The sequence below is a fragment of the Providencia sp. JGM181 genome, from assembly GCF_018257375.1.
Lineage (GTDB): Bacteria > Pseudomonadota > Gammaproteobacteria > Enterobacterales > Enterobacteriaceae > Providencia > Providencia lanzhouensis.
Map to the genome: position 1 here is coordinate 1 of NZ_JAERJY010000258.1, position 1,582 is coordinate 1,582.

The 1,582-nt window shown below is 32.2% G+C and carries 2 protein-coding genes; one reads left to right on the plus strand and one right to left on the minus strand.

Translation table 11 applies throughout. From position 1 onward, the window contains the following. The first annotated feature begins 167 nt into the window (after positions 1-167). Positions 168-539 (plus strand): hypothetical protein, encoded by a 372-nt coding sequence (locus JK188_RS17310; protein WP_132496078.1) that lies wholly within the window; start codon positions 168-170, stop codon positions 537-539. A gap of 298 nt (positions 540-837) precedes the next feature. Here JK188_RS17310 and JK188_RS17315 read toward each other — a convergent pair whose 3' ends face one another. Beyond that, entirely contained in the window at positions 838-1,086 is a 249-nt protein-coding gene (locus tag JK188_RS17315; RefSeq protein WP_036953155.1) for a DinI-like family protein, read from the minus strand. Between the last annotated feature and the right edge of the window lie 496 nt (positions 1,087-1,582).

A 1,582-nucleotide genomic window follows, 5' to 3' on the forward strand; every position in this document is an offset into this window, starting at 1 on the left:
ATATTATATAAACTATAGAATTTTAAATGTAAAATAAATTTATTTTTATTTTGTCAATTAAATAGAACTTTTTGTGCGGCATGAATATCGAGATACTTATTATTGATGGGGTAAAGGTGTTAACATAATCAATAAACCCATAAGTGTAGTATGAGAAGGATTTGAGATTGAAACGTATAAAAAGTAAGCTACTGATAGTGATTTTACTGGCGTTAGGCGCATTTGCTTATCAGTTTTATACAACAATCGGTGATAGTGATGTTACCAAGCAAGCTGAAAAGCTTATCGAGAATAAGTTAAGTTCAGGTAGTCCTCTGACTTTTGACGATGTCAAAATTGTTCTGAAAAGCGAATTTAAAGAAGGTGAAAGCTACCGAGTCTGTGGTTTTTATCAAATCAGTGAGAAAGGTGATAAGTTACCGTTTGTTGCTAGCGTCAGTGTTCAAGGTGGAAAATTCTCTGAACATCATCAATTGATCACCAGTGATACACCAGAACTACGCACTGCCATTGTGTCATTGTGTGAGAAATCACAGTAATTCTATCTAGAGTATTTACGGTATAGCTACGTACTCAATTCAGGCATTCGCCTACATTTTCCCCATAAAAAAAGCCAGTAATAAATACTGGCTGCTATAAATTAGCAAAAGCAATGTAAATGAAAATTCGTTATATACATTATCATATAACGCTTAAAAGAAAAGGACTTTTATACAAAGTTGACTAACAGCATCATTAACTATGATCTTGATCAGGGTTTGAAATAGGGGGAAGGGCGAGAGCGATGAGTTCCAGCCTAGCTGTTATCGCTGTAGGCTGGAAAATAGAGCTAGAGTATTATGCTTTTAACCAGTGACCATGATGGAAAACATCTTCAACCAGTTCATGGAGAACGATATGTGCTTCTTTATCATCATGGAAGCCTTTGGTATTGAAGGTGGTTGCACCACTGTCATGTGTAATAAAAAGGTTGCTACCAGGGTATACTTCTAAAACTCTGGCATGCAATTCAGCAGTGAACGCGTCGTAGGATTTTTCAGAGAGTGTTGAGACTAAATCGTCAGAAACTTTGATGTGGATTTCCATATATTACCCTTTGATGTAGAAAGCAAATTAGCGATAAGTGTATTGGTATCATAAAACATTAGCAATATTCTTATTGCGATGATTGCGAAATGATTATTCTACTCTGAAATAGGTTTAAGCGGTAGATTTAAAATAAGTAAAATATAATTCAAAAAAGACGTATCAAACTATATTTAATATTTATCATCAATGATTATTCAAAGGAGTAATAATTAAAATCCATCAATTAGTTATTTAATTTAAAAAACACTGAAGGATTATTTAATAAAATACGCGTTCACTTAATTAAATTTAATGTTTTTTTACTTATAACTGTAATTTCTGGTTAAAAATTGTCATGTTTTTAATCAATTGATTGAGAATGCTCTTAAAGTAATCAACTTAATCATATCGATTTGTTTTTATTGCCATTTAATTGTGCTTTTTTATTCTGGTTTGCATGATTGTTCGTTGTCTTCAGTATTAAATAGACTGATGGCCAGAAAAAAATTTACAG

Bases quoted from the DNA above. Each gene is read 5' to 3' on its own strand.
- JK188_RS17315 (WP_036953155.1), bottom strand. From the start codon at position 1,086: ATGGAAATCCACATCAAAGTTTCTGACGATTTAGTCTCAACACTCTCT.